This is a genomic window from Actinoplanes sp. CA-030573 (assembly GCF_050951115.1).
Classification (GTDB): Bacteria; Actinomycetota; Actinomycetes; order Mycobacteriales; family Micromonosporaceae; genus Actinoplanes.
This window is the reverse complement of the sequence record NZ_CP192038.1, coordinates 9,889,766-9,916,526: the sequence shown is the minus strand read 5'-3', so window position 1 is coordinate 9,916,526 and position 26,761 is coordinate 9,889,766. Positions and strand designations below refer to the sequence as shown.

The 26,761-nt window shown below is 71.1% G+C and carries 32 protein-coding genes; 9 read left to right on the top strand and 23 right to left on the bottom strand.

The features are described from left to right. Positions 1 to 20: 20 nt before the first annotated feature. Complete coding sequence (locus ACQP2F_RS46080; RefSeq protein ID WP_433299403.1) at positions 21 to 1,109, top strand: T3SS (YopN, CesT) and YbjN peptide-binding chaperone 1; 1,089 nt, start codon at positions 21 to 23, stop codon at positions 1,107 to 1,109. Here ACQP2F_RS46080 and ACQP2F_RS46075 read toward each other — a convergent pair. Beyond that, positions 1,106 to 2,824, bottom strand: a complete 1,719-nt coding sequence (locus ACQP2F_RS46075) for a beta-propeller domain-containing protein (protein ID WP_433299401.1) — start codon at positions 2,822 to 2,824, stop codon at positions 1,106 to 1,108. The genes ACQP2F_RS46080 and ACQP2F_RS46075 overlap by 4 nt on opposite strands. A gap of 60 nt (positions 2,825 to 2,884) precedes the next feature. Next, positions 2,885 to 3,343, bottom strand: coding sequence for an Lrp/AsnC family transcriptional regulator (locus tag ACQP2F_RS46070; protein ID WP_433299399.1), 459 nt, complete (start codon positions 3,341 to 3,343; stop codon positions 2,885 to 2,887). A gap of 67 nt (positions 3,344 to 3,410) precedes the next feature. On the opposite strand from ACQP2F_RS46070, the gene ddaH reads away from it, so the two are divergent. Together ddaH and ACQP2F_RS46060 are read left to right on the top strand one after the other, a co-directional pair. Beyond that, entirely contained in the window at positions 3,411 to 4,232 is an 822-nt protein-coding gene (gene ddaH, locus ACQP2F_RS46065; RefSeq protein WP_433299397.1) for a dimethylargininase, read from the top strand. Positions 4,233 to 4,257: 25 nt separating this feature from the next. After that, entirely contained in the window at positions 4,258 to 4,839 is a 582-nt protein-coding gene (locus ACQP2F_RS46060) for a bacterial proteasome activator family protein (protein ID WP_433299395.1), read from the top strand. Here ACQP2F_RS46060 and ACQP2F_RS46055 read toward each other — a convergent pair. The 4 genes from ACQP2F_RS46055 to ACQP2F_RS46040 form a co-directional block, all read right to left on the bottom strand. After that, on the bottom strand, positions 4,836 to 5,633 hold the full coding sequence (locus ACQP2F_RS46055; RefSeq protein WP_433299393.1) for an HAD family hydrolase: 798 nt from the start codon (positions 5,631 to 5,633) through the stop codon (positions 4,836 to 4,838). The two genes, ACQP2F_RS46060 and ACQP2F_RS46055, sit on opposite strands and share 4 nt — an antisense overlap. Then, positions 5,633 to 6,445 carry a Cof-type HAD-IIB family hydrolase gene (locus ACQP2F_RS46050; protein WP_433299391.1) on the bottom strand — a complete coding sequence of 271 codons (813 nt, stop codon included), beginning with the start codon at positions 6,443 to 6,445 and terminating at the stop codon, positions 5,633 to 5,635. The genes ACQP2F_RS46055 and ACQP2F_RS46050 overlap by 1 nt, the downstream gene beginning before the upstream one ends. 110 nt (positions 6,446 to 6,555) lie before the next feature. Then, positions 6,556 to 7,818 carry a serine--tRNA ligase gene (gene serS / locus ACQP2F_RS46045; protein WP_433299389.1) on the bottom strand — a complete coding sequence of 421 codons (1,263 nt, stop codon included), beginning with the start codon at positions 7,816 to 7,818 and terminating at the stop codon, positions 6,556 to 6,558. A gap of 61 nt (positions 7,819 to 7,879) precedes the next feature. Next, a complete protein-coding gene (locus tag ACQP2F_RS46040) occupies positions 7,880 to 8,647 on the bottom strand; it encodes a hypothetical protein (RefSeq protein WP_433299387.1) in 768 nt (255 codons plus the stop codon). 66 nt (positions 8,648 to 8,713) lie between these two features. Here ACQP2F_RS46040 and ACQP2F_RS46035 point away from each other — a divergent pair, with 66 nt between their 5' ends. The 3 genes from ACQP2F_RS46035 to ACQP2F_RS46025 all read left to right on the top strand — a co-directional run bounded on the left by ACQP2F_RS46035 (position 8,714) and on the right by ACQP2F_RS46025 (position 10,380). Next, positions 8,714 to 9,142 (top strand): OsmC family protein, encoded by a 429-nt coding sequence (locus ACQP2F_RS46035; protein ID WP_433299385.1) that lies wholly within the window; start codon positions 8,714 to 8,716, stop codon positions 9,140 to 9,142. Between the two features lie 78 nt (positions 9,143 to 9,220). Further along, a complete protein-coding gene (locus ACQP2F_RS46030) occupies positions 9,221 to 9,583 on the top strand; it encodes a metallopeptidase family protein (protein ID WP_433299383.1) in 363 nt (120 codons plus the stop codon). Between the two features lie 56 nt (positions 9,584 to 9,639). Next, positions 9,640 to 10,380, top strand: a complete 741-nt coding sequence (locus tag ACQP2F_RS46025) for an AIM24 family protein (protein WP_433299381.1) — start codon at positions 9,640 to 9,642, stop codon at positions 10,378 to 10,380. Positions 10,381 to 10,434: 54 nt separating this feature from the next. Here the strand turns inward: ACQP2F_RS46025 and pheA are convergent, their stop codons facing one another. The 5 genes from pheA to ACQP2F_RS46000 all read right to left on the bottom strand — a co-directional run bounded on the left by pheA (position 10,435) and on the right by ACQP2F_RS46000 (position 13,846). Continuing rightward, complete coding sequence (pheA, locus tag ACQP2F_RS46020; RefSeq protein ID WP_433299379.1) at positions 10,435 to 11,382, bottom strand: prephenate dehydratase; 948 nt, start codon at positions 11,380 to 11,382, stop codon at positions 10,435 to 10,437. A 46-nt stretch (positions 11,383 to 11,428) separates the two neighbouring features. Beyond that, the gene (locus ACQP2F_RS46015) at positions 11,429 to 12,073 is read right to left on the bottom strand and encodes a hypothetical protein (RefSeq protein ID WP_433299377.1); all 645 of its coding nucleotides are present in this window, start codon (positions 12,071 to 12,073) and stop codon (positions 11,429 to 11,431) included. Between the two features lie 25 nt (positions 12,074 to 12,098). Further along, complete coding sequence (locus ACQP2F_RS46010) at positions 12,099 to 12,488, bottom strand: ACT domain-containing protein (protein WP_433299375.1); 390 nt, start codon at positions 12,486 to 12,488, stop codon at positions 12,099 to 12,101. 75 nt (positions 12,489 to 12,563) lie between these two features. Next, positions 12,564 to 13,022, bottom strand: a complete 459-nt coding sequence (locus tag ACQP2F_RS46005) for a hypothetical protein (RefSeq protein ID WP_433299373.1) — start codon at positions 13,020 to 13,022, stop codon at positions 12,564 to 12,566. 83 nt (positions 13,023 to 13,105) lie between these two features. Then, positions 13,106 to 13,846 (bottom strand): hypothetical protein, encoded by a 741-nt coding sequence (locus ACQP2F_RS46000; protein ID WP_433299371.1) that lies wholly within the window; start codon positions 13,844 to 13,846, stop codon positions 13,106 to 13,108. Positions 13,847 to 14,124: 278 nt separating this feature from the next. On the opposite strand from ACQP2F_RS46000, the gene ACQP2F_RS45995 reads away from it, so the two are divergent. After that, complete coding sequence (locus ACQP2F_RS45995; RefSeq protein WP_433299369.1) at positions 14,125 to 15,333, top strand: arginine deiminase; 1,209 nt, start codon at positions 14,125 to 14,127, stop codon at positions 15,331 to 15,333. Here ACQP2F_RS45995 and ACQP2F_RS45990 read toward each other — a convergent pair. The 10 genes from ACQP2F_RS45990 to ACQP2F_RS45945 all read right to left on the bottom strand — a co-directional run bounded on the left by ACQP2F_RS45990 (position 15,314) and on the right by ACQP2F_RS45945 (position 23,719). Then, a complete protein-coding gene (locus tag ACQP2F_RS45990) occupies positions 15,314 to 15,775 on the bottom strand; it encodes a hypothetical protein (protein ID WP_433299367.1) in 462 nt (153 codons plus the stop codon). The two genes, ACQP2F_RS45995 and ACQP2F_RS45990, sit on opposite strands and share 20 nt — an antisense overlap. Positions 15,776 to 15,812: 37 nt before the next feature. Continuing rightward, positions 15,813 to 16,544 (bottom strand): glycoside hydrolase family 16 protein, encoded by a 732-nt coding sequence (locus ACQP2F_RS45985; RefSeq protein WP_433299365.1) that lies wholly within the window; start codon positions 16,542 to 16,544, stop codon positions 15,813 to 15,815. After that, complete coding sequence (locus ACQP2F_RS45980; protein ID WP_433299363.1) at positions 16,541 to 17,419, bottom strand: DUF5926 family protein; 879 nt, start codon at positions 17,417 to 17,419, stop codon at positions 16,541 to 16,543. The genes ACQP2F_RS45985 and ACQP2F_RS45980 overlap by 4 nt, the downstream gene beginning before the upstream one ends. Positions 17,420 to 17,504: 85 nt before the next feature. Beyond that, positions 17,505 to 18,653, bottom strand: coding sequence for a sensor histidine kinase (locus ACQP2F_RS45975; RefSeq protein WP_433299361.1), 1,149 nt, complete (start codon positions 18,651 to 18,653; stop codon positions 17,505 to 17,507). An 84-nt stretch (positions 18,654 to 18,737) separates the two neighbouring features. Next, entirely contained in the window at positions 18,738 to 19,514 is a 777-nt protein-coding gene (locus tag ACQP2F_RS45970) for a glycerophosphodiester phosphodiesterase (RefSeq protein ID WP_433299359.1), read from the bottom strand. After that, positions 19,511 to 19,846, bottom strand: a complete 336-nt coding sequence (locus ACQP2F_RS45965; RefSeq protein ID WP_433299358.1) for a rhodanese-like domain-containing protein — start codon at positions 19,844 to 19,846, stop codon at positions 19,511 to 19,513. Before ACQP2F_RS45965 ends, ACQP2F_RS45970 begins: the two co-directional genes overlap by 4 nt. A gap of 19 nt (positions 19,847 to 19,865) precedes the next feature. Next, the gene (locus ACQP2F_RS45960; RefSeq protein ID WP_433299356.1) at positions 19,866 to 20,948 is read right to left on the bottom strand and encodes an LCP family protein; all 1,083 of its coding nucleotides are present in this window, start codon (positions 20,946 to 20,948) and stop codon (positions 19,866 to 19,868) included. Between the two features lie 104 nt (positions 20,949 to 21,052). Further along, a complete protein-coding gene (locus ACQP2F_RS45955) occupies positions 21,053 to 22,726 on the bottom strand; it encodes a solute symporter family protein (RefSeq protein ID WP_433299354.1) in 1,674 nt (557 codons plus the stop codon). Then, entirely contained in the window at positions 22,726 to 23,064 is a 339-nt protein-coding gene (locus ACQP2F_RS45950; protein WP_433299352.1) for a DUF485 domain-containing protein, read from the bottom strand. Before ACQP2F_RS45950 ends, ACQP2F_RS45955 begins: the two co-directional genes overlap by 1 nt. Before the next feature lie 127 nt (positions 23,065 to 23,191). Beyond that, positions 23,192 to 23,719: a flavin reductase family protein gene (locus ACQP2F_RS45945; protein WP_433299350.1), complete on the bottom strand. Its 528-nt coding sequence runs from the start codon at positions 23,717 to 23,719 to the stop codon at positions 23,192 to 23,194. Between the two features lie 93 nt (positions 23,720 to 23,812). Here ACQP2F_RS45945 and ACQP2F_RS45940 point away from each other — a divergent pair, with 93 nt between their 5' ends. Together ACQP2F_RS45940 and ACQP2F_RS45935 are read left to right on the top strand one after the other, a co-directional pair. Beyond that, entirely contained in the window at positions 23,813 to 24,040 is a 228-nt protein-coding gene (locus tag ACQP2F_RS45940) for a hypothetical protein (protein ID WP_433299348.1), read from the top strand. 5 nt (positions 24,041 to 24,045) lie between these two features. Then, positions 24,046 to 24,390: a VOC family protein gene (locus tag ACQP2F_RS45935; protein WP_433299346.1), complete on the top strand. Its 345-nt coding sequence runs from the start codon at positions 24,046 to 24,048 to the stop codon at positions 24,388 to 24,390. Here ACQP2F_RS45935 and ACQP2F_RS45930 read toward each other — a convergent pair. Then, on the bottom strand, positions 24,387 to 25,979 hold the full coding sequence (locus tag ACQP2F_RS45930) for an ABC transporter permease (RefSeq protein ID WP_433299344.1): 1,593 nt from the start codon (positions 25,977 to 25,979) through the stop codon (positions 24,387 to 24,389). The two genes, ACQP2F_RS45935 and ACQP2F_RS45930, sit on opposite strands and share 4 nt — an antisense overlap. Further along, a complete protein-coding gene (locus tag ACQP2F_RS45925; protein WP_433299342.1) occupies positions 25,976 to 26,755 on the bottom strand; it encodes an ABC transporter ATP-binding protein in 780 nt (259 codons plus the stop codon). The genes ACQP2F_RS45930 and ACQP2F_RS45925 overlap by 4 nt, the downstream gene beginning before the upstream one ends. Positions 26,756 to 26,761 lie beyond the last annotated feature (6 nt).

Genomic DNA, 26,761 nt, shown 5'->3' with positions numbered 1-26,761 from the left:
CGGGGAACGGAGGTGCGATCATGACGGCAGACAGCGCCACAGGCGGGTCGAACGACAACGGCATCCTGCTCGACGAGCCGACGACGGCCGACCTGCGGGCCAAGGTGACCGAGGCCTGGCGTGAGTTCGCCGGCGCGCTCGCCTCGCTGCTCACCGAGCTCGCGCCCGGTTCGCACGTCGACCTCACGCTCGACCCGACCGCCTCGGGCACCGGCCTCGCGGTCTACTCGGTGAGCATCAGGGTGTTGCCGGAGGGCGTCATCGAGGCGCTCGCCGTCGGCAACGCGGGACTTCCCGAGGGCTACCGGATGGACCGCGCCGCGGTGGCCGACCTGGTCGCGCTCGGCTGGTCGCCGCCGGGTGTGCTGGCCGGCTCCGGCGACTCGTTCGGCCTGAGCTCGAGCCGCGACCGGGTGAACCAGCTGGCCACCGTCGTCTCCCGCACGCTGCGCGACGTCTACGGCGCGCCGCACCCCGCGTTCCTGGTCTACCTCGTGCACGACGAGGAAGACGAGCCGATCGAGACGGCGCCGCTGGCCACCGCGCGGCACGAGCCCAGCCTCGAGGGCGGCCTCGACCTCGACGATCTCGACGCCGACGGCGAGCTCACGGCGGCGCTGGCCACCGCGGCCGAGGACGCGGTGCCGCTCGAGGAGCGGGTGCGCACGGTCGTGGCCACCATGTCCAAGACGCCGGTCGACCAGCTTCAGGTCGACACCGACGGCGACATCGGCATCCGAGCCGGCTCGGCCATGGTCTTCGTACGCGTACGGGACAATCCGCCTCTGGTCGATGTCTTCTCGCCGATCCTCACCGAGGTCGAGCCGACCGAGGAGCTGTACGTGAAGCTCTCGGAGCTGACCAACCGGATGCCGATCGGCCGCCTCTACTGCGCCCAGGACACGGTGTGGGCGTCGATCCCGGTCTTCGGCCGGAACTTCCAGGCCACCCACCTCATGCTCGCCGTGCAGGTGATGACCGGCCTCGCCGACGAACTCGACGACCGGCTGCACGGCGAGTTCGGCGGCAAGCGCTTCTTCGGCGAGGGCGACAAGCCGACGCCGGCGAAGCAGCCCGGCGACGATCACCGGACGGGCATGTATCTCTAACTGAGCGCGACCCGGCCGATCGGTTCCAGCGTGGACAGATCGGCCACCGCCAGCTCGTTGTCGCTCAGCGTCCACAGCCGGTCCCCGATCACCAGAGCTCGGCGGATGTTGCCGCCGGCCAGGTAACCGGCCTCCTTGAGGGTGCCTCCCTCGATCTTCAGCGCGATGGCCCGTTCGTAGGTGGGCACGACGAGCAGGTGCGTCGCCGGCCACCACAGCAGCGCGTGCGGGTCATATTCGGCCTCCGAGCCGGCGCCGGGCACGACGTGTTGCGCGAGCCGGGTCGGGTGCGCGGGGTCGGCGACATCGAAAAGCGACACCTGCAACCCTTCCCGTACGCCACCGGCGTCGGCTTCCTGTCCGATACCGACCACCCGGTCATCCCCGACCTGTTGCAGATGCGCGGAATAGCCGGTGATCTTCAGATCGCCGGTGACGCGCGGCCGTGCCGGGTCGCTCAGGTCGAGGCTGTAGAGCGGATCGGTCTGCCGGAACGTGACGACGTAGCCGCGCGACCCGAGGAAGCGCACGGCGTAGATCTGCTCACCGTGCCCGAGCCCGTCCACGACCCCGCGCTGCACCAGCTTGCCGCCCTGCTGGCCGAAGACCCGGACCGCCGACGACCGCTGGGCGAAGTCGGTCGTCGCCACCCGCAGCCAACCGTCCCATTCGGACAGCGAGTACTGGCTGAGCAGCATCCCGGGCACCGCGCCGGTCGCGGCCAGGATCGGCTTCCCGGCCGGCGGCAGGGTGAATTTGAAGATCTCGCTGTCCGGTGCCGACGAGTCGCGGAAGGTGTCGATCCGCCAGCGCTGGTCGTTGGCGATGTAGAGGCTGGTCGGCGTCCCGTAGACGATGTCGCCGTCGGCCACCAGCGAGACCGGGCTCCCGTCGGTCAGGGCGGGCGCGGCCAGGTCGAAGGTGAGCACGCTGAGCATCGACAGTCCGGAGAAGGACGGCGGCCGGCTCACATCGCCGCAGGCGGTACGCCCCTTGGTCGTCGTGCCGCCGGTGGTGACCTCCCACTCGGGCAGCCAGTCGTCGATTGTGGCGGCGTCCGGCGACTCGGCGAACCGCGGCGGGCTGCTCAGCACGACGCGGGCCACGCTGCCGGTCTGCCGCGCGTCGAGGACCCGGCCCGACCCGCGATAGCGGCTGATCACCTGCGGTGTGCCGGCCAGGTCGACCAGGATCGCCTGGGCCCCGGCCTCGGACGGCGGCACCAGACTGCGCCGCTCGAGGATCCGCTGGAAACCGGAGACCAGCACCAGCGCCCGGTCGCCGGACAGCAGCAGGTCGGCCTGGCCGGAGCTGCCGAGCGACAGCCGGCCGGTCTCGCGGCGGGACGCGGGGTCGATCACGTGCAGGACCCCGTTGGCGACGGTGACGATCCGCCGCCCGTCGGTCTTGACGATGTCCGGCTCGTCGCTACCGGCCTCGTTCACGTTGGTTCCGGAGAACGGGGTGGCCGCGGGCGCCGCCGCCTCCGCGCCGGCGGCGAGCGCGCGGTTGCCACCGTCGACGGCGATCCCGGCATCGGGCACCGGCCGCGAATAGCTCTTGCGGGCGGCCGCCCTCAACTCCTTCAGCAGCTGCTTGCAGGAGTCGAAGGCGACGAGGTCGAACTTCGGGGCGGAACTCCGGCTGGAGGTCGGGACCGGGCCGGGCCCGGGGTGGGTGGAGGTGCAGCCGGCGAGCGGCAGCACGGCGAACACGGCGCAGAGCCACAGTCGACAGCGCATGCCGGTTGGACGGCGCGGCGGCGAGCGCGGTTCCTACGACGGCGCGGGGACCACGGTCGGGGTCTCGACCAGGCGGGACAGCACGATCATGCTGCGTGTGGAGGTGATGAACGACTCGGCCCGCAACCGCTCGAGGGCCTGCTCGAGGTGCCCGATGTCGGCCGCCCGCAGGTGCACGATCGCGTCGGCCTCGCCCGAGACCGTGTAGGCGCCGACCACTTCGGGGTGCCGCCGGGTCGCCACCGTGATCTGGGCCGGCGTGGTGCGGCCGGTGCAGTAGAGCTCGACGAACGCCTCGGTGGTCCAGCCGACGGCGGCCGGCTCGATCACCGCGGTGAAGCCCTTGATCACTCCGCTTGATCGAAGGCGGTCGACGCGTCGCTTCACCGCGGGAGCGGACAGCGAGACCTTCGATCCGATCTCCGCGTACGACGCTCGCGCATCGGCCACCAGCAACGCAATGATTCGCTGGTCTACCGCGTCCATCTGCAACGATTCGCCTCCAACACACAAGATTTATTGCTGTTTCGTGCACCGAAGCCTACCTACGCTCTACCCCATGAGTCACCCGGAGCGCACGCCGCGAGTCAGGACATATCTGATGTGTCCGCCGGCGCACTTCACCGTCGAGTACGCGATCAACCCGTGGATGGACACCACCGTCCCGGTCGACGCCTCCCTTGCCGCCAAGCAGTGGGACCTGTTGCGCACGACGCTGATCGATCTCGGCCACACCGTGCATCTGCTCGACCCGGTCCCCGGCCTGCCCGACATGGTCTACGCCGCCAACGGGGCCTTCTCGGTCGACGGCCGGGTCTACGGCGCGCGCTTCCGCTACCCGCAGCGAGCGGCCGAGGCCGTGGCTCATCGCGGCTTCTACACCGACTGGGCGTTCGCCGACCCCGAGCACGTCAACGAGGGCGAGGGCGATTTCGCGTACGTCCCGGGCGCGCACGGCGGTGTCATCCTCGCCGGCTACGGCTTCCGCACCGAGCCGGCCGCGCACGCCGAGGCGCAGGAGGTGCTCGGCCGCCCGGTCGTCTCCCTCCGTCTCGTCGACCCCGCCTTCTACCACCTCGACACCGCGCTGGCCCCGCTCGACGACCACAACGTCGCCTACTACCCGGAGGCGTTCTCGCCCTCCTCGCAGCGGGTGCTGGCCCAGCTCTTCCCGGAGGCGGTGATCGCCGACCGGGCCGACGCCGAGGCGTTCGGGCTCAACCTGGTCAGCGACGGCCGCTACGTGATTCTCAACACCGAGGCCACCGCCATGGGCGAAAAGGTGCGCGCCGCGGGCTATGTCCCGGTTCACGTCGAGCTGACCGAGCTCAAGCGCGGCGGCGGCAGCGTCAAATGCGCGGTGGCCGAGCTACGCCGCTGAGCACCCGTGCGCAAAGATGGACCGCATGACCGACGACAACCGCACCGATGAGAAGCAGCAGGACGGCTCCGTCATCGTGGTCGGGCCGGACGGGCGTCCCATGGGCACGGTCGAGCCCGACGGCACGCTCAGTCCCGAGGAGCCCGGCAACCTGATCGAGCAGCCGGCCAAGGTCATGCGGATCGGCAGCATGATCAAGCAGCTCCTCGAGGAGGTCCGGGCCGCGCCGCTCGACGAGGCGAGCCGCGGCCGGCTGCGGGAGATCCATCAGCGGTCGATCACCGAGCTCGAGGACGGTCTCGCCCCCGAGCTGCGCGAGGAGCTCGAGCGCCTGTCGCTGCCGTTCGAGGGCGACACCCCGCCGAGCGAGGCGGAGCTGCGCATCGCGCAGGCCCAGTTGGTCGGCTGGCTCGAGGGCCTCTTCCACGGCATCCAGGCGGCGCTGGTCGCCCAGCAGATGGCGGCCCGGCTGCAGCTCGAGCAGATGCGGGGCGGTGGCGGTGGCCGGCCGGCGCTCCCGATGGGCCCCGGCGGCATCCCGGGCATGCCCGGGGCCCAGCCCGGCCAGCCCGGCGGTCCCGAGGGCCGCACCGGGCAGTACCTCTAAAGTCCGAAGACGTCTTCCAGGTAGACCGCGACGCCGTCCTCCTCGTTCGTCCGCGCGACCTCATCGGCCACGGCGCGGACGGCGGGGTGGGCGTTGCCCATCGCCACCGAATGGCCGGCCCAGGTCAGCAGCGGCAGGTCGTTCGGCATGTCGCCGAAGGCGATCACTTCGCCGGCCCGGATGCCGTGCTGCTCGCAGAGCCAGGCCAGCCCGGCCGCCTTGGTCACGCCGGTCGCGGAGATCTCGACGAGCGCGCTGCTCGACGAGTGCGTCGTCTCGGCCACCCCGGCCAGCATGCCGCTGACCAGCTCGCAGAACGCGTCGGGCTCGTGCGAGGCCGAGCGGGCCAGCAGCTTCACGGCCGGCGCCGACACCAGTTCCTCGGCGGTGGCGAGCACGCGGACGTTGTCGTGGTCCTCCGCCCAGCGCACGGGCCAGGCCTCCTCGTACCAGAACTTGCGCCCGCCCTCGACCTCGACGGCCAGCGCGATGTCCGGGATCGCCTCGCGCAGCCGCTTGCTGACGTCGAGCAGGATGTCGACCGCGAGCGGCTCGGCCCGGAGGATCTCGTCGGTCGCCGGGTCGTAGACCACGGCGCCGTTCGCACACACGGCCGGCATCGGCTCCGGCATCTGGTCGTAGAGCTGCCGGAGCCAGCGCAGCGGCCGCCCGGTCACCAGCACGAGCGGGACCGGCAGGGCGTGCATGACGTCGAGGGTGCGCGGGCTCAGCGTCCCGTCGTCACGGATCAGGGTGCCGTCGATGTCGGAGGCGACGAGGCGAAAAGGATGCATCACCTTGACAGTAACTGGTCCAGATAGACGGCCACCCCGTCCTCGTCGTTGGTGAGAGTCACCTCGTCGGCGACCGCCATGACCGCCGGATGCGCGTTCGCCACCGCCACCCGGCCCCACCCGGCCCAGGCGAACATCGGCAGGTCATTGGGCATGTCGCCGAAGACCAGGACGTCCTGCGGGTCGACGCCGACGGCCTCGGCGACCACCGACAGTCCCGCACCTTTGTCGGCATTCGCCGGAGTGATCTCGACGTAGTTCAGGCCGGCCTGGGTGACCGAGGCCACCTCGGCCGGAACCACCCGGCGGCACACCTCGAGCAGCTCGTCGACGTCGTGGTCGAACGACCGGGCGAACGCCTTGATCACGTCGCCGGTGAGGCAGTCGGCGCGCGGCCGCTCCTCGACCACCACCGGGTAGCGCCAGGTCGGGTCGTAGTCGCCCCACAGCGGGGACTCGTCGTGCTCCAGGGCCTCGATCATCACCGACAGCCGGCCCACCTCGGCCTCCACCCGGGCCAGCACGTCCGCGACCACCGGCCCGGACAGCCGCAGGCGCTGGAGGTACGCCGACTCGGCCTGGTCGAGCACCCAACCGCCGTGCGCCAGGATCAGGAAGTCGGCGGCCCGGATGTCATTACGGGTGAGCGAGGTGAGGCGCGGTCCGCGCCCGGTCGCGCCCACGATCCGAATGCCGGCGGCCCGGACCCGATCGAGAACCTCGTGCGTGTACTTGGACACGGTGTCGTCGCTGCGCACCAGTGTGCCGTCGAGATCCGTCGCGATCAGCTTGGGCAGTCCCGGCTTGACCATCGATTACCTCCGAGGGTGGGGCTTACCCCCGCGGAGGGCGGAAGGAAAACGGTACACCTGCCCAACTAGCTGCGGCTATGACTTCTGGTAGCGGGCAGGTGTATTACCCGTTAGCGAACAGGCTCGAGGACGTCGCGGCCGCCCAGGTACGGCTGCAGCGCCTTCGGCACGCGCACCGAGCCGTCCGGCTGCTGGTGGTTCTCCAGGATCGGAATCAGCCAGCGGGTGGTGGCGAGCGTCCCGTTCAGGGTGGCGGCGGTCTGCGGCTTGCCGTCGGCGTCGCGGTAGCGGATGTTGAGCCGGCGGGCCTGGAACGTGGTGCAGTTCGACGTCGAGGTGACCTCGCGGTAGCGGCCCTGCGACGGCACCCAGGCCTCGCAGTCGTACTTCCGCGACGCGCTCGACCCGAGGTCGCCGGCCGCCACGTCGATCACCCGGTACGGGATCTCGACCTTGGCCAGCATCTCCTCCTCCATGGCGAGCAGGCGCAGGTGCTCGGCGGCCGCCTCCTCCGGCTTGCAGAACGAGAACATCTCGACCTTGTCGAACTGGTGCACCCGCAGGATGCCGCGCACGTCCTTGCCGTACGACCCGGCCTCGCGCCGATAGCACGACGACCACCCGGCGAAGCGCTCCGGCCCGCCCTCGAGGTCGATGATCTCGTTCGAGTGGTAGGCCGCCAGCGGGACCTCCGAGGTGCCGACCAGGTAGAGGTCGTCGGCCTCGAGCCGGTAGACCTCGCTCGCGTGCGCGCCGAGGAAGCCGGTGCCCTCCATCGACTCCGGCTTGACCAGGCTCGGCGTGATCGACGGGGTGAAGCCGTGCTCGACCGCCTGGGCGATCGCCATCTGCAGCAGGCCGAGCTGCAGCAGCGCGCCCACGCCGGTCAGGAAGTAGAAGCGCGAGCCCGACACTTTGGCGCCGCGCTCGGTGTCGATCGCCCGCAGGCCCTCGCCGATCTCGAGGTGGTCCTTCGGGTTGTCGATCGCGGGACGGTCGCCGACCTCGCGCAGCACGACGAAGTCGTCCTCGCCGCCGGCCGGCACGCCGTCCTGCACGAGGTTGGGCACCGCGAGATGGGCGGCGCGCAGTGCCTCGTTGGCCGCACCGGCCTCGGCCTCGGCCGCCTTGACCTCGGCCGCCAGCTCCTTGGTGCGGGCCAGCAGCCCGGCGCGCTCGTCGGGCGACGCCTTGGGGATGCGCTTGCTCAACGAGTTCTGCTCGGCCCGCAGGGACTCGAAACGCTGGGTCGCGGCCCGGCGCTCCTCGTCGGCGCGCAGCAGGGAGTCCACCAGCTCGGTGGGCTCGCCGCGCAGTCGCTGGCTGGCACGGATCAGCTCGGGGTCCTCGCGGAGCAGACGCAGGTCAATCACGGTTGTCGAGCCTACCGGCGGCGATATCCGGTCAGCACCCGGATATCACCCTACGTCCCGATCATGACCGGGTGGGCTTGTCCCGGTCGTCGCCGAAGGAGGTGAACGGCTTGGCCGGGCCGACGGTCAGCTCCAGGGGCTGGTCGGGCGGCGGCTCCTCGCGCGGGGCCGGCGGACGCCGCCAGCTCCACTCCGCCTCCTCCGGCGGCGGGGCCGACTGGCGCGCGATCGGGGGCGCGGGTCGATGCCGGTCGGCCAGATAAAGGACGACCATGGCCAGGGCCACCCCCGCCGCGGCACACCACAGCCCTCGCCCGTAGGACCATTGGACCTGGTTCTCGTCGAACTGGAGCGTGTAGAGGCTGGGCACGGGCCGGCTCTGGTCGCCGAGCGAGGCCGCCGTCGCGAAGAGCAGCGCGAGCATGGTGCCGCCGACGCTCAGCCCGATCAGCCGCACCCAGCGCCGCCCGGCCGGCGGACCGAAGAGCGTCAGCACCACGGCCGCGACCAGCGGGAACATCCCGACCAGGTAGCCGGTGCCGAGCGCGCCGAGATCGGTGACGTCGGTCGCGATCGGCCTGGCGCCGGCCCCGTTGCCGAACACCTCGGGGTCGACCGTGGTCACCTGCCACTCGGAGATCAGCGAGGCGACGCCGGCGACCGCGGCCAGCGCCGCCGTCAGGGGGACCACCCGCCGGTCGGTGGCCAGCGACCGGCCGACGCCGGACACGTTCCACCGTCGCCGCGGCGCGGGCTCGTCGCCGCCGAACTCGACCACTTCGCCGGCGGGCGGCAGGCCGAGGTCGATCGGATCATGCTCGGGGGGCATGTGACCCATGATGACCCCTGCCCGGTCGCCCGGCCAGCGGCCGTCGCATGGACTAGCGTTTCGGCTATGCCTATTCGCACTGCCACGGCCCGCTGGGAAGGGAACCTCACCGAGGGTTCCGGCACGATCAAGACCGGTAAGGGCGGTTACCAGGGGAACTACTCCTTCAAGTCGCGCTTCGAGGAGGGCGAGGGTACGAACCCGGAGGAGCTGATCGCCGCCGCGCACTCCGGCTGCTTCTCGATGGCGTTCTCCAAGGGCCTCGCGGACGCCGGCTTCACGCCGACCTCCGTCGAGACCGTCGCCAAGGTCCACCTCGACAAGGGTGACGCCGGCTTCGGCGTGACCCGCATCGACCTCGAGACCGTGGGCACCGTCCCCGGCATCGACGAGGGCACGTTCCAGAAGATCGCCGAGGGCGCCAAGGAGAACTGCCCGATCTCCCGCCTGCTGTCACCGGGCGCCGAGATCACGCTCCAGGCCACGCTGGCCTGACCTGAGAAGAAACGCCGATGCGTCAGGGCCCGGTGTCGGATCCCTGACGCATCGGCAGTCCCGGCGGTGTGGCGCACAATGGTCGCTGTGCCGGTCGAGATGAGTCGCGAACGTTTCGAGGAGCTCGTCGGCGAGGCGCTCGACGAGGTTCCGGTCGAGTTGCTGTCGATGATGAACAACGTCGTCTTCATGGTCGAGGACCGGCCGCCGGACGGCAGCGACGACCTGCTCGGGCTGTACGAGGGCACCGCGCTCACCGACCGCGGGTGGGACTACGCGGGCGTGTTGCCGGACCGCATCACCATCTACCGCCTGCCCACGCTGCGGGTCTGCGATACCGAGACCGACGTGATCGACGAGGTGGCGATCACGGTCGTCCACGAGATCGCCCACCACTTCGGCATCGACGACCACCGCTTGCACGAGCTCGGCTGGGGTTGATTGTTGGTGCCACGCCCTACCCTGGTGGGCACATCTCGATCAGGAGGACAGCGTTCATGCGCAGCGAGCTCTTTTCGGCGGAGAACCTCGAGAAGGAGTCGGCCCAGCCCGGTCTGCGGCTGCAGAACTCCAAGCTGCTCAAGGCCGAGCTGAACGGCGAGTTCATGGCCCGCGTCGGCTCGATGGTCGCCTACCAGGGAAACGTGCAGTTCGAGGCGCTCGGCTCCGGCGGCATCGGCAAGTTCCTCAAGCAGAAGCTGACCGGTGAGGGCGTGCCGCTGATGCGCGTGCGGGGCCAGGGCGACGTCTTCCTCGCCGACCGGGCCGCCGACGTCCACCTGATCGACCTCGAGCAGGGCGACGCGCTCTCGATCAACGGGGCCAACGTGCTGGCCTTCGACTCGACCCTGTCGTACGACATCAAGATGGTCGGCGGCGCCGGGATGATGTCCAACGCCGGCCTCTTCAACTGCGTCTTCAGCGGGTACGGGCGAATCGCCGTCACCACCAAGGGCAGCCCGGTGGTGCTGACCGTCGACCAGCCCACCTACGTCGACCCGCAGGCCGCGATCTGCTGGTCGGCCAGCCTCCAGACCGGCTACCACCGGGCCGAGCAGATGGGTCTGGGCACGCTGATGGGCCGCACCACCGGCGAGCGGTTCACGATGAGCTTCGCCGGCCAGGGCTTCGTGGTCGTGCAGCCCTCCGAGGAGTTCCCGGGCGGCATCGGCGGCTCCGGCAGCGGCCAGCAGGCCGGCCAGGGCGGCGGCCTCTTGGGCAACCTGCTCGGAAACTGAGCTTGCCGGCCTCGCCTCCGGCTCGGCGGGCGTTGCTGTGACACGACCGTCCGGTTAGCCGAGATCCCCGGCGCGGAGGCGCCGCAGCCACGCGGCCGAGTCGGCGAAATCGGCGTCGGAGAGGCCCGGGGGCGACGGCACCGGGTCCTCCTTGACCAGGCGGTGCCGCGGGTAGCTACCGAGGAAGCGCACTTCGGCGCAGATCCGGCGCAGGCCCTGCAGCGCCTCGCCCATCCGGGTCTCGGCTACGTGGCCGGTGCAGTCGAGGAAGAAGAAGTAGGTGCCGAGCTGCTCGCCGGTCGGCCGGGACTCGATGCGGGACAGGTTGATGCCGCGCACGGTCAGCTCGGTCAGCACCGCGAGCAGCGCGCCCACCTGGTCGTGCCGGATCGAGACGGCCAGCGACGTGACGTCGTCGCCGGTCGGCTCGGCCGGCGGCCCGGGCCGGGTGAGCAGCGCGAAGCGGGTCACCGCGTCGGCGTGGTCGGCGACCTTGTCGGCCAGCACGGTCAGCTTGTTGCGCCCGACCCCGATCGGCGCGCAGAGCGCCGCGTCGTAGTTACCGGCGGCGGCGTCGATGGCGGCCGTCGCGTTGGACAGCACGTCGACCACCACCGCGTCCGGCACGTGGGCGAGCAGCCAGTTGCGGCACTGGGCCGACGCCTGCGGGTGGGCCGCGATCGTGCGGATGGCGGCGAGCGGGATCGGGCCCCGGGCGGCCAGCACGAACTCGACCGGCAGCACGACCTCGCGGGTGATCACCAGCGGGCTGCCCGTGACCAGCTCGTCGAGGGTCACCGGGATGGCGCCGCCCACCGAGTTCTCCAGCGGGACCAGCGCGGCGTCGGCGTCGCCCGAGCGGACCGCCTCGAGCGCCTCGGGCACGCTGCGGGCCGGCGTGCGCACCCCGCGCTCGGCCGCGGGCAGGGTGCGCAGGGCGGCCTCGGTGAAGGTGCCCTCCGGACCGAGGTAGACGAAGCGAGTCGGCGGCGTTCCCGGCATGCCGGAAGTCTAGGGCCTCTCCGGCCGGACGGGCCCTGGGTGTCGCTCACGATCCGCAGGCCAGCACCCGGATGCCGGCCGGCGCGTTGGCCACCACCTTGTTGAGGCACACCTCGGAGCCGGCCGCGACCTTCTTCAGCGTCGCATCCTTGCCGGTGGCCACCACCATCAGCGGCTCGGTCTGGTCCTCGCTCTCGCCGACGACCTCGAGCGTGGCGAACGACCAGTCCGACTGGCAGAAGGGGCCGTCGGCCACGCGCAGGGGCTTGTCCGGCATGCCCTTGTCGCCCTTGAGCAGCGTGATGATCTGGGCGGCGGTCGGGGAGCCGGTGCATTTGGCGGCGTGCGACGGGGTCGGCGTGGGGGACACGGTGGCGGGCCCGGTCCCGTGGGTCGGCGTGGTCGTCGGATGGACCGGGTAGCCCGGAACGTTGTTCGGGTAGCCGTTGGGATAGGCCGGCAGCGTCGGGGTGATGCCGAGCGTGGGCAGCGTCTGCGTGGCGCCGGCGGTCGGCACGCCGAGCGCCGGCCCCCCGGGTGGGGACGCGGGCAGCGAGAGCGGCGCCGCGCTCGGGCTGGGCAGCGGCGGCGACTTGGGCAGCGCCTGTGGCGGCTCGCCGCAGGCCGCGAGGGCCACCACCAGGGCGCCGGAGAGGACGCTCAGGGGGATGAGGTGTGTGCGGGGGGACACGCGGGACATGGTAGGCGCGTCCCGGTCAGGAGGCGATGCGATGCCCGGCGGCCTCGAGGGTGTCGACCGCCTCGCTCAGCCGCACGGCCGGCACCAGCAGGTAGTCCGTCGTATAGGTCGAGAACGTCACGATGTTCACGCGAGCCTCCGCCAGCGGATTGATCAGCGAGGCCAGCAGCCCGGTCAGCGCCAGGTCGAGCGGACCGACCACGCGCAGGCAACGCCAGGCGGTGTCGGCCACGGCGTCGTCCGGCACCCGGTCGGCCGGGCAGATGATCGACAGTTCGTCGGGGGCCCAGCTCAGCGAGATGACGCCCTTCTCGTCCGGGCCCGCGGCCAGCGAAGCCGGGATCGGTGAACCGGCCGGCAGCCGGCACACCGCGTACTCCTCCGGTAGCAGATCTAGATCGAGCATGAGGGCAGACTACGGTTCGAGATCAGCCCTTGCCCAACCCCGGAAGGTGCGGCAAACGCCACACGTACGAAATCGTCAGCGCACCGGGGAGAAGAACGTCAGCGATCCGGCCACCCGGTCGCCCTCCAGCAGCGGCGTGGTGATCGCGTCGACGGTCAGCGGCGGCTCACCCGGGCCCGGCACCACCCGCAGCAAGCCACGGGCCAGGCGCTCGCTGCGGATCGCCAGCAGCGGCGGGATCTTCTCCACGTCCGACCCGTCGAGCTCGGCCGCGCTCGCCGTGAAGTCGATCAGGCGCATGGCCTCGCCCAGCGACCGCCCGGTGACCTCGACCGGCTTGCCCAGGCCGAACAGCTCGCAGCAGGCGACCGATACGGCCAGGATGGTGGTGGACGTGTCGATCACCAGGCAGGGCTCGGCCGCCGCGGCAACCGTGGATGTCCATCGGTCGACACTCGGCACGAACTCGGCCTCGGCCGGTGTCCGCGCCTGGGGCACGAACGCTCCCGACAGGGAGAGCTCGACGTGTGCCACCCGGTCCTCCTCGCTCCGGTAGGAACGACGGGGAACGCCGCCGCATCAGCGGCGGCGACCCGTCGACTACACCGGGAGGAACGTTACCGGCGTGCCGTCCGCTTGTCAGCGGCCGTTTGTCCGTCGGGGTGCCACCGGTAGTCCCCGGTCGGGCGATAGGGTGCGTTGGCCCAGGTACCGGCGTGGTTGGCGACGGCGGAGAGCTTGCTCGCGGTGGCCGGCGAGATGCGCGCGCCACCCGCGATCAGCAGGCGGTCGAGCTCCTTGTCCGTCGCGACCAGGACCTCCTTGGGCAGCCCGTGCACGCTGATCACGCCGGAGCCCACGAACGTGAGCACGGGGGTGACCGGCACGGTCAGACCGACCGCGGCGGACAGCGCCTTGCCGGCCCGGCGGGCCTCGCGGCGCGCCTCGGCCACGTACTGCGGACGCTTTCCGTTGATCTGCACGACGTCCCCGGCGATCAGCACGCGGGCGCGGCCGTGGTCGGCCACGGTCACCGCGTAGACGCCGCCGGGGCCGATGGCCAGGAAGCCGGCGCGGTCGTCGGCGAGGTCGGGCTCGTAGTAGCTCTGCGAGTCGGTGTGCGGCCACGCGACGATGTGCCAGTTGGGACCGAGGCGGTCGAGCCGGGACAGGGCGCGGCTCCCGGCGGCCTCGACGCGGCGCGCGTCACGCTCGGCGCGGCGGCGACGGGCCCAGTCGGCGGGGTTGGAACGAGACGGCTCGATCGCGGTCGACGTCGCCGTGCGGCGATCGGTCGGACGACGGTCGACGGGTGTGAGCGCCTTTGCGGGCAGAGCAGGGCGCGGGAAGACAGTCACTTTTTCGACCTCCGGCAAAAGGTCTGTTAGGGCTCTCTAGTCACTACCGTACGTGCTCGCCCCCATACGGAAGCAAGACATCAGAGTGAAAGAGGCGGGAGTGAGTGGGGATGAATCCGACATTCACGCACCACTACTTCTTGCGGATGGTGCATCTTGGCGTCTGTCTCCCCCGGTTCGGCAGCTTCAAGCACAAAGTTAGCCTCACCTTCGCTCGCGTGCATCGCTGTCCCATGATCTAGTCAGAACGTCATCGGTCGAACGCGAGGAGTACCGAGATGGTTCACTACGTCGACAGTGAAGTGAGCCCGCTCCGAACCGTCATGCTGCACCGTCCCGGCCCCGAGCTGGCCCGCCTGACCCCCCGCAACAACGACAGCCTCCTTTTCGACGGCATTCCATGGGTCGGCCGCGCCCAGGAGGAGCACGACGCCTTCGCCGGCGCGCTGCGGGAGCGCGGCGTCGAGGTGCTATACGTCGGTGACCTGCTGGCCGAGACGCTGGCCGTCGAGCAGGCGCGGGAGGAGCTGACCGAGGCCGTGCTCGTCGACCGGCGCCTGGGCGACACCCTGCGCGCCAGCGTCGCCCGCTACCTGGCCGACCAGGACCCGCGCCGCCTGGCCGACGTGCTGATGTCCGGGCTGGCCCACCGCGAGCTGAAGCCGGGGCCGGGCGGGCTCGTCTACGAGCTGATGAACCCGCACGACTTCGTCATCGACCCGCTGCCCAACCTGCTGTTCACCCGCGACTCCAGCGTGTGGATCCGGGATCGGGTCGCGGTGACCAGCCTGGCCATGCCGGCCCGGGCCCGGGAGACGACGCTGACCCGGGCCATCTACCGCTATCACCCGCGCTTCGCCGGCACCGACCTGCTCTACGACCCGGCGCTGGAGCACGTCGAGGGCGGTGACGTGCTGATGCTGGCGCCCGAGGTGGTGGCGATCGGGGTCGGCGAGCGCACCACGCCGGCCGGCGCCGAGCGGCTGGCTCGCCGGATCTTCACCGAGGGCCTGGCGCACACGATCCTGGTGGTGCCGATCGCCCAGGAGCGGGCGACCATGCACCTCGACACCGTGTGCACGATGGTCGACGTCGACGCCGTGGTGATGTATCCGAACGCGGCCGACAGCCTGATGGCGTACACGGTGACCGCGGACGCCGACGGCGAGCCGCACGCCCGGGCCCCGCGCCCGTTCCTGGAGGCCGCCGCCGAGGCGATGGGCATCGAGCGGCTGCGCACGATCGAGACCGGCCTCGACCCGGTGACGGCCGAGCGCGAGCAGTGGGACGACGGCAACAACACGCTCGCCATCGCCCCGCGGCTCTGCGTGGCCTACGAGCGCAACGTCGAGACGAACGCGCAGCTCGAGCGGGCCGGGATCGAGGTGGTCCGGATCAGCGGGTCGGAGCTCGGCAGCGGCCGGGGCGGCCCGCGGTGCATGAGCTGCCCGGTCGAGCGCGCGCCCCTCAGGCCGCCGCGCGGGTGAAGTCGGCCGTCCAGTTCGTCTCCCAGGTCGCGCCCCGGTCGGTGGAGAACGCCTGCTCCCACCGGCAGGCGTCGGCGGTCGGCACGGTCCACTGGTAGCGGACCCGGATCGGCCGGCCGTTCCACTCCTCGTCGTCGTAGAAGCGGCCGACGCCGTCCTCCTCGAAGCGGCCCACGGTCGGCGGCAGCGCCAGGCCGGTGTCGTTGCGGGCCCAGTAGATCGACCACAGCTCGGTCTTCGGGTCGAAGAGGCGCACGGTCAGTCCCGTATAGCCCTGCTCCGGGAAGTGGACTTCGTCGATGTTGCCACCGCCGTCGAAGACGCTCCAGCAACGGGTGACGCCGCTGAACTCGTACCACTCGTCGCAGCCGGCCAAGATCTCGCGCAACCGGCGCTGCTTGGAGGTCCAGTTGCCGACCAGGAAATCGAAGTTGTTCGCCATGCCGGGCACGCTAGGCGGGGGTACCTGACATCCTTTGTCAGCTAACGGCGACGTGCTTGACGATCAACTCCGGCACCGGCACCTCGTCGCCGTCGGCTTTCTCCGGGAAATCGAAGACCGCGATCTGCAGCTGTACGGGGTAGTCGGGCGCCTGATCGACCCGCTTGACTGCCGAGCCGTCGACCGTGAACACCAGCTCGTCGCGGCGCCAGTCCACCGCGTACGTGTGCAGCTCGGAAACGTCGATCGGCAGCTCGACCACCGACCAGTCCTCGGTCAGCCGCGGGTCGCGGAAGCGGTGCAGCCCCATCCCGAAGCCGTGCGGCGCGCTGCCGAAGACCTCCATCACGCAGATCTCGCCGGACATCGACGGCTCGGTCTCGATGCCGGAGAGCCAGAACGCCGCCATCGACCGCGGCGTGATGACCGCCCGCATCCGGATCTCGATGTGCCCGTAGAGCGGGGTGATTCCCCAGAACTCGGGCTGCTCCTCGCGTACCCGCTGATCGTCGAGGAACGGCTGACCGCCGACCGTGCTGCCGACCGGGCCGGAGAAGTTGGCGCTCTGGATGCCGGAGACCCGCAGCGGCGTCTCGTGCACGCCCTCGGCCCACAACGGCTGATCGGGCGGGATGCTGAGCCGAAGCTCGCCCCCGCCCACCTCATACGTCGCCGCCGACTGCGCGCGGGAGCTCCAATGTGGCAGGTACCAGGGCACCCACCGGGAGCGGTCCAGCTCCGGGGAGTCGAACCGCTCCACGAAACTCATCGCAGCGTCAGTTGGCGGCCGATCAGGCCCTGCTTGGCCCGCCGGGCGTCGGCGTCCAGGGGACCCGTCTCGGCGAGGATGTCGGCGTAGCGCTTGGCGAAATCGGCGAGCGGCGCCTCCCAGTCGGCCGCCTCCGGCTCGCCCGGGATGTCCCACACCGGCACCAGCAGGCCGTGCGCGCGGAACATGCCGGCGAACTTCGTGTTCTCACCGAGCAGCAGGTCGCCGGCGGCCGAGAGGCGGGCCAGCGCGTCCAGCGCCTTGTCCTCGGGCTCGGCCAGGACCCAGCGCACGTGGCCCTTGTCCGGCGCGACCCGGCACCAGTACGCGGCCCGGCCCGCCGCCAGCCGGACGGTCGGGTAGATCGACGCGTTCGCCCGTTCGAGTGACGCCTTCACGTTCGGGTCCTCGGCCTGGTCGGCGTCCAGCCAGTACTCGAAGCCGTCGTGCATGGTGATCTCGAGCGGGCCGTCGACCAGCACGTCCTGCAGGCGCGGGCCCTCGCCGGGCAGCGCCGGGACCGACACCGTGTCGCCGGGCTCGGTGCGCAGCGCGCTGAGGATCGCCACCGCCAGGTCGCGGGAGACGTCGCCGGACTGCACGTGCCGCTGGAGGCCGATGAAGACCCGGCCGTCCGTGCGCGTCATCGCCGGCCAGGCCATCGGCAGCACGGTCGACAGCGTGATCGGGCGGTCGCCGTACTCCTCGATGATCTCGGGCCGCAGGGTCAGCGGGGCCGAGGCGGCCGGGACCAGCTCGCGCAGGGCGATCCACTCCGGCTCGTCGGCGAGGCCCTCGAACGGCCGGGCGACGAAGATGTCGCGCACCTTTTCGCGCTTCGGTGCGGTTTGGCGTTGGTTGCGGCGCTTGCTCACGGCTCGACAGCCTAGGCGCTGGCCTTTGTGTTGGGCCACTCAGGCGCGCGGGAGTCGCACCTCGGCGGTGGCTTTGCGCGGCACCTCAGGCGCGCGGGAGTCGCACCTCGGCGGTGGTGCCGCCGCCCTCGCGGGGGCGCAGCGAGACCCAGCCCTGCTGCCGCTCGACCAGCCGTCGCACCAGGTAGAGCCCGAGCCCCGCGCCCGGGTGCCGCCGATCGCCGGCCTCGGCCTGCCAGTAGCGCTCGAAGGCGCGCTCGACGTGCTCGGGACGGATGCCGACGCCGCGGTCGGAGACCCGGAAGCGCAGGGTCTCGCCGTCCGAGGCGGCACACACCTCGATCGGCGAGCCGGGCGGGGAGTTCTTCTCGGCGTTGGTGGCGAGCTCGGTGAGGATGGTCGCGATCGAGTCCTTGTCCCCGTACGCCTTCGGCAGCTCCGCCGGCACCTCCCCCTCGCGGATCCGGCGCCGCAGGTCCTCGGGCAGCTCCTCGACGGCGGCCCGCAGCGTCTCGGGCAGGTCGAACGGGCCGGCCGGGGAGGCGCCGATCTCGCCGTCCTCGCTGACCGCCGACAGCAGCCGGTCGACCAGCCGGGCCAGCTCGCCGGCCCGGGTGCCGACCACGCGTACCGCCTCCTGCCGGCCGGCCTCGCCGAGCGACTCCCAGTGGTTCGTCAGCGTGTCGGCGTAGCCCTTGATGACCGTGACCGGCGTGCGCAGCTCGTGGCTCGTGACCGCCACCCAGAGGTCCCGGTTCTCCTGGCGGTCGGCCTGGTCGGGGTCGCGGGGCTGGAGGGCGTAGAGCCGGCCGAGATAGGCCGCGAGCAGCTCGAGAACCGCGTCGAAGCCCTCACCGGGGTCGTCACCGAGGTAGACGTGCAGCGACCCGATGACCGTGTCGCCGATCTCGCAGCGGGCACCGATCACCCGGTGCAGGTCGCCGTCCTCCACCTGCTTGGCGAAGATCTCGTTGAGCGCGCTGAGCGGGATCGCCGCGCCCTCGGCCACGTCGACCCGGCGGCCGATCGCCCGGGCGCAGGCGCCGCTGGCGGCCACCACCCGGCCGTGCGACGACGCGTACTCCACGAAGCCGGCGCCCTCGCCACCCAGCACGTCCTGGGCGAGGCGGACGATCTGCTCCACCACGGGCAGCCCCGCCTCGCCGGCATTGAGCCGATCGAGGACCGCGATCTGACCCCGGGTCAGCGCGGCGTAATCGGGACGCTCGGGCATGACTGCGAGTCTGCCTCGCTTCTGGGGTTTTCGGCAGATGGTTGACTGCGGATCTTGGTGCGATTCACCGTACCGTGTCGGACGTCACATCTCGGCCAGGCGGTCGATCACGAACTTGGGCCGGTCGGTGATCACGCCGTCCACCTGGTGATCCAGGACCATCTCGAGATCGGCCGGCTCGTTGACCGTCCAGACGTAGACCTGATGGCCGGCCTGCTTGATCGAGGGGACCAGGCCGGGCCGCGCCCGCACCAGGCCCACCCCGGGACCGGCGATGCGCGCGCCGAACGGCAGCCGGCCGCGGCCGACCCCGGGCGGCAGGATCTCCAGCAGGTAGGCGGTCGGGACGCCGGGCGCCTGGGCGCGGATGCGGCGCAGGGCCAGCGCCGCGAACGACATCACCGTCACGTGCACGCGCTCGTTCGGGAGGTTGTGCCGGCGCAGCGTCGCGACCAGCTTGCGCTCGACCTCGGCGCCGTAGCGGGACGGATGCTTGGTCTCGATGAGCAGCCGCACCGGCCGGCCGCTGTCCCGCAGCGCCTCCAGCAGGCGGTCGAGCGTGAGCAGCCGGGCGAGGTCGGGCAGCTCCTCGTCGGCCGGGTAACCCGGGTGCCAGGAGCCGTAGTTCAGGGTGTCGAGCTGGGCCAGAGTCTTGCGGCTGACCAGGCCACGGCCGTTCGTCGTACGGTTGAGGTTGCGGTCGTGCACGCACACCAGGTGACCGTCGCGGGTCAGCCGCACGTCGCACTCGAGACCGTCCGCGCCCTCCTCGAGAGCGCGCAGGTAGGCGCCGAGCGTGTGCTCGGGAAGGGCGTCCGCGCCACCGCGATGGGCGAAGACGAGCGGGCGGTAGTCGCTCACAGCACCTGCGCTTGCTGACCGTTCTCACTGACCATGTCACGGCCGGCCGCGTCCCAGGACCGCATGCCGCCGTCCAGGTTGCGCACGTTGTCCCAGCCGTTGCCCATCAGGTAGGAGACGACCTGGCCGGAGCGGCCGCCGGAGCGGCAGACCACGACGACCTCGACGTCGGTCGGCACCTCGGCCATCCGGGCCGGGATCTCCATCATCGGCAGGTGGTGGGCCCCGGGGGCGTGACCGGCCGCCCACTCGTCGGGCTCGCGCACGTCCAGCAGGTAGGCGTCGGCTTTGACGTCGGCGGGGGTCACGCTGGGAACTTGTGGTCCGAACACGGCCAATAGCCTACTGGTGTCACTTCTTGAGGTTCGCGGACATCCACGCCGCCATCTTGTCGGCGGCGACCGCCTGGTAGAGCGCGAGCGCCTTCTCCCGGTCGGAGACCACGACCGACTGGCCGGCGATGGTCTCGCTGCCCTTGTTCGGGCTGGTGATGAAGGTCAGGTCCTTACCGCGAATGTCCTTGAACTTCATCATGTCGCTGAGCGAGAAGTCCTGGTCGACGGTGACCGCCTTGGTGACCGACTTGAGGAAGCCGTTGAGCTTGCCCGGGTTGGCCAGCACGCCGCCGCTCGCCGCCTTGTCCATCACGGCCTTGAGGAACTCCTGCTGGTGCTGCATGCGGGCGAAGTCGCCGCGGGGGAACTGCTTGCGCTGGCGCACCCAGTCCAGGGCCTGCTCACCGTTCATGTGCATCATGCCCTTGGTGAAGACCCGGTGCGGCTTGTGGATCGACGTGATGGTCTGGTCGACGTAGAGGTCGACGCCACCGATCGCGTCGGTGACCTCCTTGAAGCCGCCGAAGTCGATCGCCATGACGTGGTCGACGCGGACGTCGGTGAGGCACTCGACCGTGTGCACCGCGCGGGGCAGGCCGCCGAACGCGAACGACGCGTTGATCTTGGCCCGGCTGCCGTCGCCGCACGCGGCGCTGTTGGTCTTGGGCACGACCACCCACAGATCCCGTGGGATCGAGATCAGCTGGGCCGTCTTGTGGTCGGCCGGGATGTGCATGAGGATCAGCGTGTCCGCCCGCCAGGCGTTGGCCTGGTCCTCCTTGGCGTCCGGGTCGCGCGAGTCGCTGCCGACCAACAGGATGTTCTGCGCTCCGCCGGTGGCCGCGGCCGGCCGGTCGCCGGTGAGCTGCGAGAACGCGTCGGTCCGCTTGAGGTCCTGGTCGAGGTTGCTCGCGTACCCGTAGAGCGAGATGCCGACGATCGTCGCGATGATCAGCACGGCCAGGCCGGCCAGCAGCGCGATGCGGCCCCACCGCGGCCGGAGCCGGGGCTTGTAGGTCTTGCCCGGGCGGTCACCGTTTCCCGGCCGGTCATCGTGTGAAGGCTGCGGAATCGAGGCTCGTCCGACGGTCGTAGACATGGAACCCAGGTTACGTATCCGTACCGGTCGTGCCTGGTTATCGACACCCCTTCGGCACAAAGGGGGGAGTCCGGGGACCGCGGCGGGCGGCCCCCGGACCCGACTCAGTGTGCGCCGTAGCCGGTCAGCGAGCGGACCTCGAGCTCGGCGTACTTCTCGGTGTCGTCCTCCTTCGAGATCACCGTGCCGATCCAGCCGCAGAGGAAGCCGATCGGGATCGAGATGATGCCCGGGTTGTTGAGCGGGAACCAGTGCCAGTCGTGCTCCGGGAACATCGCCGTGGGGCTGCCCGAGACGACCGGCGAGAAGAAGACCAGCACCACGGCGCTGATCAGGCCGCCGTAGATGGCCCAGACCGCGCCGGAGGTGTTGAACCGCCGCCAGAACAGGCTGTAGAGGATGGCCGGCAGGTTGCCCGAGGCGGCCACGGCGAACGCCAGCGCCACCAGGAACGCCACGTTCAGGCTCTGCGCGAAGATCGACAGCGCGATCGCGACGGCACCGATGACCAGGGCGGAGATCCGGGCGACCCGGACCTCGTCCCGCTCACTGGCGGTGCCCCGCTTGATCACGTTGGCGTAGAAGTCGTGCGCCACGCTCGACGACGACGCCAGCGTCAGGCCGGCCACCACCGCCAGGATCGTGGCGAACGCGACCGCCGCGATGATCGCCAGCAGGATCGAGCCGCCGGTGTCGCCGCCGAAGTAGTCGATGCCGAGCGCCTGGGCCAGCTGCGGCGCCGCCGTGTTGCCCGCCTTGTCCTGCGCGGTGATCGCCTTGCCGCCGACCAGGGCCGCCGCGCCGAAGCCCAGGGCCAGGGTGAACAGGTAGAAGACGCCGATGATGCCGATCGCCCAGAGCACGCTCTTGCGAGCGATCTTGCTGGTCGGGACCGTGTAGAACCGGGTCAGGATGTGCGGCAGGCCGGCCGTGCCGAGCACCAGCGCGATGCCGAGCGAGACCAGGTCCATCTTGCTGTAGAAGGTCTCCGCGGCGGTCGCTTTCTCCACCCCGTACCGCAAGCCTGGTTCGAGGAACGCCGAGCCCTTGCCCGATTGCGTCGCGGCGTCGCCGAGCAGGTTCGACAGGTTGAACTTGTAGTGCCACAGCACCAGGAACGTCATCACCAGCGCGCCGATCATCAGCATGAACGCCTTGACGATCTGCACGTAGGTGGTGCCCTTCATGCCGCCGACGACCACGTAGACGATCATCAGGGCGCCGACCAGGATGATGGTGGCGACCTTGGCGGTGTCGGCGTCCATGCCCAGGAACGTGGTGCCCGGCTTGATGCCGAGCAGCAGCGAGACCAGGGCGCCGGCGCCGACCATCTGGGCGATCAGGTAGAAGATCGAGACCACCACGGTGGAGATGCTGGCGGCCGACCGCACCGGGCGCTGACGCATCCGGAACGCCAGCACGTCGGCCATCGTGTAGCGGCCCGAGTTGCGCAGGTACTCGGCCACCAGCAGCAGGGCCACCAGCCAGGCGACCAGGAAGCCGATCGAGTAGAGGAAGCCGTCGTAGCCGAACAGCGCGATCAGGCCGGCGATGCCCAGGAAGGACGCCGCCGACATGTAGTCGCCACCGATCGCCATGCCGTTCTGGAAACCGGAGAACTGCCGGCCGCCGGCGTAGAAGTCGGTGGCGGTCTTGGTCTGCCGGCTGGCCCAGATCGTGATGCCCAGCGTGATGGCCACGAAGAGCAGGAACAGCGTGATGGTCAGGCCGCGGGAGGACGACGCGGTCGCCTCCGCGGCGAACAGGTGGCTCTCCATCACTCCTCGCCCTCTTCCATCTTGTGGCGGATGCTGTCGGCGATCGGGTCGAGCTCCCGGCCGGCGTAGCGGGAGTAGTACCAGGCGATCAGGAATGTCGAGGCGAACTGCAGCAGGCCGAAGATCAGGGCAACGTTGATGTTGCCGACGACCTTCGTGCTCATGAAGCCCCGGGCGTACGCCGAGAGCAGCACGTAGAGCAGGTACCAGAGGAAGAAAGCGACCGTCATCGGGAAGATGAACCGGCGTACCTTCGTGCGCAGCCGCTGGAAGTCCTCGGACTTCTGGACGGCCTGGTATCTCTCGGTGGAGGACTCGGAAGGCACTTCTGTCGTCACCGGGATTCACCACCTTCGTGGGGGCGGGCGGACTTTCGGGCAACGTACGAAGCCCTCAGCCGCCGTGGCGAGGCCCGGTCGGACCCTGCGCCGAGTGGCGGTCTGACTGCGCCGAGTGGGCCGGCGGTCAGCCGTGGAGCTCGCGGTAGCGCCCTCGATAGTGGACGAGCGGCGCCGGGTCCGTCAGCACCGCGATGGTCTCGACGACGCCCTCGACCAGCAGCGCCCATCCGCACTCCCGGCTGCTCTCGAGCCGGCAACCGGCCCACGTGCCGGCCGCCGCCGGGACCGGGCCGTAATCGGTGGCGGTCCAGTCGCCGATGGCGAACGGGCCGCCGGGCGCCGGCATCAGGCCGGCGAACCGGTCGGCGAGCTGCCGGTCGGCCGGGGACAGGGGCGTCACCGCAAAGCGGCCCGATTCGGACAGCGCCTCCCAGAGATCGCTCTCCTCGTCGATCAGCCCGAGCACCCGGCCCGGCTCACCGTCGGCGACGAGCATCGACGACACGGTCAGTCCCCGCGGTCCGGGCGCCGTCCAGAGCGTGACCGGCGCGGCGAGCCGGCCGCGGAGCCGCCGGATCGGGGAGCGCTCCTCCTGCGGGGTGGCGAACGGATCGGTCGAGTGGATGCGGCCGCCGGCCGGGTCAGCTGTCACCGGATCATTGTCGCCTTTCGGGTTACCCGGCTTGTGCGATCCGATCCCGTTCCGTAGCCGGGCCCGTACTCGGTGGCATGCGAAGGGACGCGGATGGCTGAGCCGTTGCCGCAACCCGGCGACGTCCTCCACGTGGGAGGTGCCGCGAGCGTCCAGTTCCAGGGCGATCGTGCCTTGACCTTCCGCGTCATCCGGGTCGACCCGCGCCGTACCTATGACGGATGGTTGTGGATCGACGGTTACGTGCTCGGCCCGTCCGGCGACGCGATCGAGCGGCGGGTCATCTTCGTCCGCCAGGACGGCCTGCGGAAGGGGCGGTGAGTCCGGTGCTCCGGAAGATCGACTGCGTGATGGTCCATGTCGATGACCTGACGGCCGGGATCGGCTTCTACACGCGGACCCTGGGGCTGCGGGAGATGTGGCGGGACGGGACCTCGGCCGGGCTCGGCATGCCGGAGACCGACGCCGAGATCGTGCTGCACACCTTTCCACTGCCGGCCGGTCGCGGTGTCGGCTATCTCGTCGATGACGTCCGCGCGGCGGTGGCCGGCTGGGGATCGGAGGTGCTCGAGCGGCCCTTCGAGATCGCGATCGGGTGGTGCGCGGTGCTGGGCGACCCGTTCGGCAATCCGGTGTGCATCCTGGACATGACGAAGGGCGCGCGCGGTTAGCGGGCCGGGGTCACGGCGGCCAGCAGCTCCGGCATCCGGCGATCGAGGAGGTCGGCCGCGACACCGGAGCCGATCAGGTAGGCGGCCGCGGCGTACGCGATGCCCACCGGCAGCCCGATCCACAGCCACACCGAGCTCGCCACCAGCGCGATGATCTGCAGCGGCAGGCTGATGACCACGGCGCCGACCAGCACCGCGAGCGCCAGCAGACCCTTGGCCGGGCCGCCGCCGGAGGACATCGCGAACGGGTTCGACGAGTTCGGCAAGGCGTAGGCGGCGCGGATCGACAACGGCAAAACCAGACCGAGACCGACGCCGTACGCCGCGACCAGCAGCCCGAACGTGCTGGGAACCCGGCCCGGGTTCGCCGAGAGCGCACCGACCAGCACGGCGATCGTGAACAGCAGCGGCAGCGTGTAGATGGCATGCGCCGCGGCCCGCGAGTGCACCTCGACCCGGCCCGGCACGCCGGCCGTGATGTTCGCGGCGTAGGCGCTGCCGTCGAAGCCGAACTGGTTGGCCAGCGCGATCGCGGCCAGCGACCCGACGAAGATCACCATGCTGCCCGGCGACCCGGCGCTGATCGTGAGGCTGACCGGCAGGAACAGCCCGGCCATCGAGAACGTGATCAGGCTGGCCCGGCGCCGGGTCTCCCGCCACCAGTAACGGACCTCGCGGGCCACCAGCGCGCCGAACCGGGTGCGCGGCAGGCGCCGGAACAGCAGCAGGTCGACCGGGCTGCGGTCGGTCGCGCCGCCGCGGCGGCCGCCCTCGGAGGCGGCGCCGAGCATCGCGCTCTCCAGCGTCGTGCTCCACCACCAGAGCAGGCCACCGACCGCGGCCGCGCTGATCAGCAGCTTCAGCGGCACCGCCCAGGCGCGGCCCTCGACGACGTCGAGCCCCATCGAGTACGGCGATCCGAGCGGCGTCCAGCCGATCACGTCGGCGATCGTGGCGAACGTGTCCCAGTCGGCGCGCTCGGCGCCGGCCAGGGCCGCCAGCTGCAGCGGGCCGACCGCGGCGGCGATCAGGGCGAGCGCGACGGCGGCCAGGTCACGGGACCGGCGCGAGCGCAGGGCGGTGGCGAACGCGCTGGTCACCGAGCGGCTGACGGCCACACACAGGATCAGGCCGAGCAGCACCCCGGCGAGCTGGGCGACGGCCGCCCCGGGTCCGCCGAGCCGGGCCGCGGTGTCGACCATGCCGGCCGTGGCGGCGAGCGTGGCCAGCGCGGGCAGGCCGGCCAGCGCCGCGATCGACAGGCCGGTGATCAGCGTGCGGCGGCGCAGCGGGAGCAGCGCGAAGCGAGCCGGGTCGAGCGACTCGTCGACGCCGAAGAAGATCAGCGGGAGGAACAGCCAGCCGATCACCAGGGCGGCGCCGCCCAGCGGCAGCAGCAGCCCGGCCGCCCGCTCGCTGCCGGCCACGCCCGGGATCGCGAAGATCGCGTAGCCGGTGATGGCGAAGAACCCGGCCGCGAGCACGCCGAGGACGAAGAGCGTGATGCGGGCGGGCCGGCCGCGCAGGCCGTTGGCGGTCAGCCGCAACTTGAGCCGGACGAACGGCCAGACTCCGGGCTGGGCCGTCACAGCCAGGCCAGTTCCGAGCCGGTGGCGACCCGGCCGCCGACGACCTGGACGAACACGTCCTCGAGCGAACGGTCGCCGCGGACCTGGGCGAGCGTGCCGTGCAGCCGGACCACGCCGTCCGACATGATCGCGACGTGGTCGCAGAGCCGCTCGACGACCTCCATCACGTGACTGGAGAAGACCACGGCGCCGCCGCCGGCCACGAACCGCTGGAGGATGTCGCGGATGAGGGCGGCCGAGACCGGGTCGACGGCCTCGAACGGCTCGTCCAGCACGAGCAGGCGCGGGGCGTGCAGCAGCGCGCAGGCAAGACCGATCTTCTTCTTCATGCCGGCCGAGTAGTCGACGACCAGGGTGCGGTTGCCGGCGCCGAGCTCGAGCACGTCGAGCAGCTCGCGGGCGCGCTGGTCGACCGTCGCCTGGTCCATGCCGCGCAGCAGGCCGTGGTACGCCAGCAGCTCGGGCCCGGTGAGCCGGTCGAACAGGCGCACGCCGTCGGGCAGCACGCCCAGTCGCGCCTTCGCCGCCGCGGGATCGGCCCACACGTCGTACCCCAGCAGGAAAGCCCGGCCCTGATCGGGCCGCAGGAGGCCGACGGCCATGGAGAGCGTCGTGGTCTTGCCCGCCCCGTTGGGGCCGAGGAGGCCGTAGAAGGAGCCGGCCGGCACCTCGAGGCTGACGCCCGAGACGGCGAGCTTGGTATCGAAGTGCTTGACCAGGCCGCGCAGCGACATGGCCGCGACCTGCTCATCCGTTCGCTGCGCCGGCACCGTCATGACCAT